Source organism: Natronoarchaeum sp. GCM10025321 (genome assembly GCF_042663585.1).
Classification (GTDB): Archaea; Halobacteriota; Halobacteria; order Halobacteriales; family Natronoarchaeaceae; genus Natranaeroarchaeum.
In genome coordinates, this window is the sequence record NZ_JBHTAN010000001.1 from 373,134 (window position 1) to 379,133 (window position 6,000).

General features: G+C 56.7%; 5 protein-coding genes and 1 pseudogene. All 6 read right to left on the bottom strand.

Going from position 1 to position 6,000, the window contains the following annotated elements:
* Nucleotides 1-4 precede the first annotated feature (4 nt).
* The 6 genes and pseudogenes from ACFQL3_RS01750 to ACFQL3_RS01775 all read right to left on the bottom strand — a co-directional run bounded on the left by ACFQL3_RS01750 (nt 5) and on the right by ACFQL3_RS01775 (nt 5,124).
* A complete protein-coding gene (locus ACFQL3_RS01750; protein ID WP_377050299.1) occupies nt 5-283 on the bottom strand; it encodes a DUF3006 domain-containing protein in 279 nt (92 codons plus the stop codon).
* 3 nt (nt 284-286) lie between these two features.
* On the bottom strand, nt 287-1,759 hold the full coding sequence (locus tag ACFQL3_RS01755) for an MBL fold metallo-hydrolase (protein WP_377050825.1): 1,473 nt from the start codon (nt 1,757-1,759) through the stop codon (nt 287-289).
* Between the two features lie 223 nt (nt 1,760-1,982).
* A complete protein-coding gene (locus tag ACFQL3_RS01760) occupies nt 1,983-2,942 on the bottom strand; it encodes a PAS domain-containing sensor histidine kinase (protein WP_377050853.1) in 960 nt (319 codons plus the stop codon).
* A gap of 72 nt (nt 2,943-3,014) precedes the next feature.
* Nucleotides 3,015-3,545: pseudogene (locus tag ACFQL3_RS01765) on the bottom strand (PAS domain-containing protein); the annotation flags it as partial.
* The gene (locus ACFQL3_RS01770) at nt 3,428-4,159 is read right to left on the bottom strand and encodes a response regulator (protein ID WP_377050827.1); all 732 of its coding nucleotides are present in this window, start codon (nt 4,157-4,159) and stop codon (nt 3,428-3,430) included. The gene ACFQL3_RS01770 and the pseudogene ACFQL3_RS01765, both read right to left, overlap by 118 nt.
* A gap of 314 nt (nt 4,160-4,473) precedes the next feature.
* Nucleotides 4,474-5,124, bottom strand: a complete 651-nt coding sequence (locus ACFQL3_RS01775) for a hypothetical protein (protein WP_377050305.1) — start codon at nt 5,122-5,124, stop codon at nt 4,474-4,476.
* Nucleotides 5,125-6,000: the final 876 nt, after the last annotated feature.

Consider the following 6,000-nt stretch of genomic DNA (forward strand, 5'->3'; position numbering starts at 1 on the left):
TTAATCACTCCTCGCGATCGGACAACCGCTCGGACAGCCGATCCAGCTTCTCTTGAGCGGACTCGCGGCGGTCTCGTGTTACCTCCGGTTGGTACTCCATCGAGACGATCTCCCCCGCTTCGAGCGTCACCGAAAGCACGCCCCCATCCGTTTGAGCGGGTTCGGGCAGACGATCAGCCGCGATATCCAGTTGCTCGATTACCTCCCCATCCTCCTCGAGCAGGATCACGGCGATATCGCCATCTTCGATCCGGTCGACAACGGCAGTGTAAGTCCCCTCCATTGTTCACCCCACAACAGACGCGACAGTCCCATCAATCCCACTGCCCGAACTCCCTGCAACAAGCGGGCTGGGTGGCTGAAGGTTCGCCGTGTCGTCGGCGTCGGGCGTCTCCTCGAGGATATCCTCGGGAGCCGTCGAGAACGACTCCTGGGTCTCGATAGCAGTCGCCGTCCCATCGGTTCGGACCACGATATCGCCGTGGACGCCCGTCCAGTACGTCTCGATATCCCGGTCGGCGAATCGGTCGAGCACGACGTCGTTCGGATGGCCGTACTGTGAGTCGTAGGCGCTCGAAATGATGGCCGTCTCGGGAGTCATGGTGTCCAGCAAGGCCTCGCTGGAGGAGGTCGAGGACCCGTGATGGCCGACTTTGTACACGTCGCCCTCGAGATCGCTTCCTTGTTCCTCGATCAGTTGTTGTTCGACATCGGTGTCGATGTCGCCGGTTGTCACGTACTGGAACTCGCCGATATCGAACGTCAGCACGATACTGTTCTCGTTGACGTCGCTGCCGGTCTCCGTGGGCGGGTGCAACACCTGCGCGGAGACGGTCCCCGCAAGCGGCAGTTCGTCACCTCGTTCGACGAGAAGGAGTTCGACGTCGTGCTCGTCGATGGCATCGAGGTAGTTAGTGTAGGTCGCCGAACTCGAGGGCACGCCCGAATCGTACGCGGTCCCAATGCCCTCACCGTTCGTCTCGAAATGCTCGATCACAGCAGCGTGGCCGCCGATGTGGTCGGCGTCGGCGTGCGTCGCGACCAGGTGGTCGATCCGGTCGATCTCCTGTGCTTCGAGGTAGTCGATCACCTCACTGCCGTTCTGGCACCAGTCGCCGCTGTCGATCAGGATCGTCTCGTTGGCCGGCGTGACGATGAGGGTCGAGTCGCCCTGCCCGACGTCGATGTGGTGAACTTCGAGTTCGCCTTCAACAGTACTCTGTGTGTCGCCATCGCTCTCGTCGTCGGTCTCGTCATCGGTGTCGTCGGTCTCATCGCCGGCGTCGCTGTCCGACTCGGTTCCCACCATGTCGCCGTAGGCGTGCTCCATCACGACCTGGCCATCGGCGTCGACGAGTCGAACCACGTCGCCGTCGCCTCGCCAGATGTTGACGTTGTATCCCCAGTACAGCTCGGTCTCCGTTGCCTCGCCGTCTCCGGTCGTTACTTTCACTGTCTCCCCGGGTTCGAGGACGAACTCACTGGGAAACGAAAAGGGCGAGAGGCCGCCATCGACTTGGCCGCCCTCTCGGTCACGGAGCTCGAATCCGGAGAGGTCGGCGGGCTTATCGGCGGTGTTTTCGAGGACGATGGACTCCTCGCCGGGTGAGACGTCCGCGACGTTCAGGTCGACGATTTCGACGGCGTCTCCCACCGCCTGCGGGTCGTCGATCACGTCCTCGGTCTCGCCGGTGCTAGCCGTACATCCGGCAAGACCGACGAGCAGCACTACGGCGATTATGAGGATCGCTCGTTTCATACTCGGTGTATTCAGGGGCAGTGTTTGAGTGTTCCGTCCGGGACGGTAGTAGTGGTAGCGCCAAACCTGTAGCATGGTCCCTTCGGAATGGCTGTCTCTAACACCTCTTTCAGAGACAATGGACTGAGACTACTGTTAAACAGAGCTGCGAACTGACCGGTGAGGGAACTACTAGATAAATATAATAAATGTCTTGGTATGCAAGATGTAAGGCGCGTATGGGTCACTCAGCTTTTTGGACACCGGTAATTTCGAAGCGGGCCCCGCCCCCTTTGCTCTCAGTCACGGTAATCTCCCACCCATGCGCGTCGGCAATTTGTTCGACGATTCTCAGGCCGAACCCAGTTCCGTCCTCATTCGTTGAGTATCCTGCCTCGAAGACCTCCTCACGCTCACTTTCGGGTATGCCGGGGCCCGTGTCCGCCACGTAGAAGCCGTCGTCCATCGATCCGACAGACACTGTCACGCCGTCACCGCCGTGTTCGACTGCGTTGCGATAGAGATTCTCGAACAGTTGCTGGAGCCGGTTCCGGTCGCCTTCGACAGACTGAGACGTCTCGATTTCGAGTACTGCCTGTTCTGTGTTCGCGGTTTGCCAGCTACTCTTGACGATGTTCGCCAGGCCAATCACTTCGGTCTCATCGATTTGCTCAGCCTCTTGTGCCAGTGTCAGCATGTCCTCGATGAGCGTGTCCATCCGGCCAAGTGCCTGTGCGACGTCGTCGATATGGTCACTCTCACACACGTCCCGAATCAGTTCCAACCGTCCTTCGGCCACGCTGAGTGGGTTCCGCAAATCGTGGCTGACTACGCTGGTGAACTCCTCCAAGCGCTCGTTCTGTGTTTGTATTTCGCGCTCTCGTTCGACCTGGTCAGTCACGTTCCGGGCAATACCCACGATCCGAATGACATCGCCATCGATAATGACTGGCGCGAGGCTTGTCTCCCAAATCCGAGCATCTTCAGCGATGTTGAGCTCTTCACGGTACGATATCGGCGCGCGCTGCTCAACGCATCGAGTGTAGTTGGCTTCGAGTTCGGCACCTCGTTCGCTGCCGAAGACCGCTTGCGGTGTTTTCCCTCGAACTTCCTCGGTTGAGATTCCGGTCTGCGTCTCATAGCCAGGACTGAGTCGGGCGAACTCGAACGCTGGATCCTCGCCAGTTGTATCCACATCGAGCATGAATACCGCGTCTCCGGATGTTTCCAGCAGCGCCTCGTATTCTTCGGCAAGCGCTCGATACTCGCGGTTTTTATTCCCGGTTAGATTTCGTCCGATACCGACTATTCCGGTCGTATTCCCATCAGCGTCGATCAACTGTGCGCCGGTGAACTCGTAGGGAAGCCGCTCGCCGTCGGCAGTGAGCAGGTTAGCTTCGACAGTGACTGGTTCACCTGAGACAGCCGTTTGGATCGCGTCGGCGATTGTCGGGCGGTCGTCTTTGGGAAACAATTCGATAGCCTGCATATCGGCCAGTTCCGAGTCGGCATACCCCGTCGTTTCCGGAACCTGGTTGTTCCACCGTCGGAGGCTGCCGTCCGTGTCGAGCACGTAGAACAGGTCATCGAGTGTGTCGAGTGCCTGCTCGATGAACCGTCGTTCCGCTGCGAGTTCCCGTTCGCGTTCTTTGCGGTCGGTGATGTCGTTGCCAGACCCGCGGAGTTTCGTTACCTCACCGTTTTCGACGACTGGAGTGATCGTGATGTCCAGAAGGCGCTCGTTGCCGTCGTCTTGCTGGAGTCGCCACCTATCGTGCAGTTCCTCGCCAGTTTCGAAGGCTCTGTCGAGTGTTTGCTGAATGCCCTCGCGGTCGTCCGGGCGGAACAGTTCGAGCGCTTCCTCAAGAGTGATTTCGATGTGTCGGGACGCCCGATGATTCGCCGGGTGCCAGCGGTCAACAGAATCGTGTTGCTCTCTCTGTCAAACTCGAACCCGCCGGTGTCGCCTGCGAATTCTGTCAATCGCATCAATTGTTCTTGTCTGTCGGCCCGCTCGGCCTCGCCGCGGGCCCGAACGGCGTTGCGGATCCGGTTGGCCAAGAGTTCATACCGTTCGGTGCCGCTCCCCTTCTGGAGATAGTCGGTGACACCGGCAGCAATGGCGTCACTGGCGACTGTCTCGCTGCCCTCGCCGGTGAAGAGAATAAACGGGAGGTCGGGATACTCCTCTCGGACAGCCTGCAGGAATTCGATGCCATCCGTGCCGGGCATGTTGTAATCCGAGACGACGCAGTCAGGCGGGCGGTCATTAATATTCTCCAACCCCTCGTCGGCACTGGTCGCTGTCTGGACAGCGAAGCGGTCGTCCTCGCGTTCGAGAAACGTCCCTGTTAGGTCCGTGATGGAGGGGTCGTCATCGACGTGGAGAATCTGAATATCTTGATGAGAACTGAGTGGCATAATCTACAAAGTGTTACTATCATCAAAAACCTACTGTAGCAGAATCAGGACTGAAATTGGCCTTGTCGATACCGAAAAATTAATTCATATTTAAATATTCAAAATAAAAACGTTCTGATACTGACTTTACGCTCTGTATGTTACACCAATGTTCTGATCGATTCCAGACAGGTTGTCAATCGTCGCGGTATGTGTGTACGCTATACTGACCGATTGAGGGTAGTTGCGAATCGGTTGTGCGACCGTTCTATGACACCCTATCCGGCTACTCGGATCTACCTGTTCATTCCCAACGTAGGGCTATCAGAGCCTCCTCATTCAGCGTATAACGGAAGGCGTGATTGCGTGCCGTCAAGAAGTCCCGCGAGTTGCTCGAAGTCCCACTGACGAAATTCGTCGAATTCGGGAAGCGATACACTACGTTCGCGGAAGAACATCCGGTCGGCGTCGCTCTCGGCAATCGCCTTCGCCGCGTCAAACAACGCATTTGTGAACGTATTTCGAGTCACCCACAGCACGCTGTATCCATTGACGAGATAATCATACGTAGCGGCGTGGAGATCCTTCTCTTCGTTTCGATGTTGGATCTCGAAGGCGATTCCATCCCCGAACTGATCGTGCTGCGCACCGAATCGAAGAAGCACATCGGCGTGTCGGGTAGTTGGATCCGTTGGAGTATGTGAGACATCGAGCTTCCCTTCCATGCAGAAAAAGAGCGATTCTTGGTTGGGAAGATGCAAATCGTGTAGTGCACGGAACACCAGGTGCTTCCACCGACGATGTTCCTCTGACTCGCCGCTACACTTCCGGCTGTCGGGGTAATGCACGAAGTGACGAAGCCGATCCGTCTGCGGCCCACCTCTGACGAACATCTCTTCCTCGCACTTCGGACAGATAACTGTAGTTCCGTCTGATACCCATCCCGGAAAAACGATAGTTCCTCGAAAACGGCCAACAAAAGGCATTATTGGCTCCAACGTTACTAACCAATGTCAATTTATCGACGATATTGTAGTCTCTGCTATGCTCAACGTTACCGTACGTTTGCTCAAGTGGACTACTGTCCTTCGACGACTTACCAGGGGAGATCACGTCACTTGAGTTGTCTATGTAGACCGGAGCGTATACACATGCAGCTGCGAACCACCGGTGATCAATCGCCACCAATTGTGACAGGGAATCATCTCTGTACACGTCTATCTGTCAGGGAAAGGATCATCATCTGTCCGGGATACCGTTTTTGTATGAGTACGGATCGACTGCGCAGTATCGTACCAATGTTTGGCGGTGCAACACGATACGTTACAACGCTGAATGCGATTCTTCAGTTTGTCGAGGCACATCATCCGACGTCGGATGAGCTCGTCGGATGGCATCGTGGAACGTTTTCGAACGTATCCAGTCGGCAGTCGATCATGCGGCGGGTCAGCTATCTTCAACAGGTCGGCTTCTTGCACCAGGTGGGTGAACAGTGGGTACTGGGAGATGCTGGTCAGGAATATATGGCACAGGGAGAGATAGCGACACTGCTCCGTATAATGTGTGATCGGAACGTTGGGCTACGGAGTCTCCTGTATGCGTTGTCTGCTGGATCAATGACACTCGAGACGGTAAGTGAACAGCAGTTGGACACGCATCCTGAGTTAGGGTGGAGTCGTGGAGAGACCGACATGGCGAGACAGCGAGTGAACTGGTTGCGGAGCATGGATCTCGTCGAGGAGCGCTCGGACATGTTCGCATTGACGGACGAGGGGCGATCGTTCGTGGAGAGTGCGGTTGCGGAATGGAGTGATTCGGACTGGAAACCGTCGATGATCGACGACGAACTGAGTGCTGGGACG

Bases quoted from the DNA above. Each gene is read 5' to 3' on its own strand.
- ACFQL3_RS01750 (WP_377050299.1), bottom strand. From the start codon at position 283: ATGGAGGGGACTTACACTGCCGTTGTCGACCGGATCGAAGATGGCGAT.
- ACFQL3_RS01755 (WP_377050825.1), bottom strand. From the start codon at position 1,759: ATGAAACGAGCGATCCTCATAATCGCCGTAGTGCTGCTCGTCGGTCTT.
- ACFQL3_RS01760 (WP_377050853.1), bottom strand. From the start codon at position 2,942: ATGCTCGATGTGGATACAACTGGCGAGGATCCAGCGTTCGAGTTCGCC.
- ACFQL3_RS01770 (WP_377050827.1), bottom strand. From the start codon at position 4,159: ATGCCACTCAGTTCTCATCAAGATATTCAGATTCTCCACGTCGATGAC.
- ACFQL3_RS01775 (WP_377050305.1), bottom strand. From the start codon at position 5,124: ATGCCTTTTGTTGGCCGTTTTCGAGGAACTATCGTTTTTCCGGGATGG.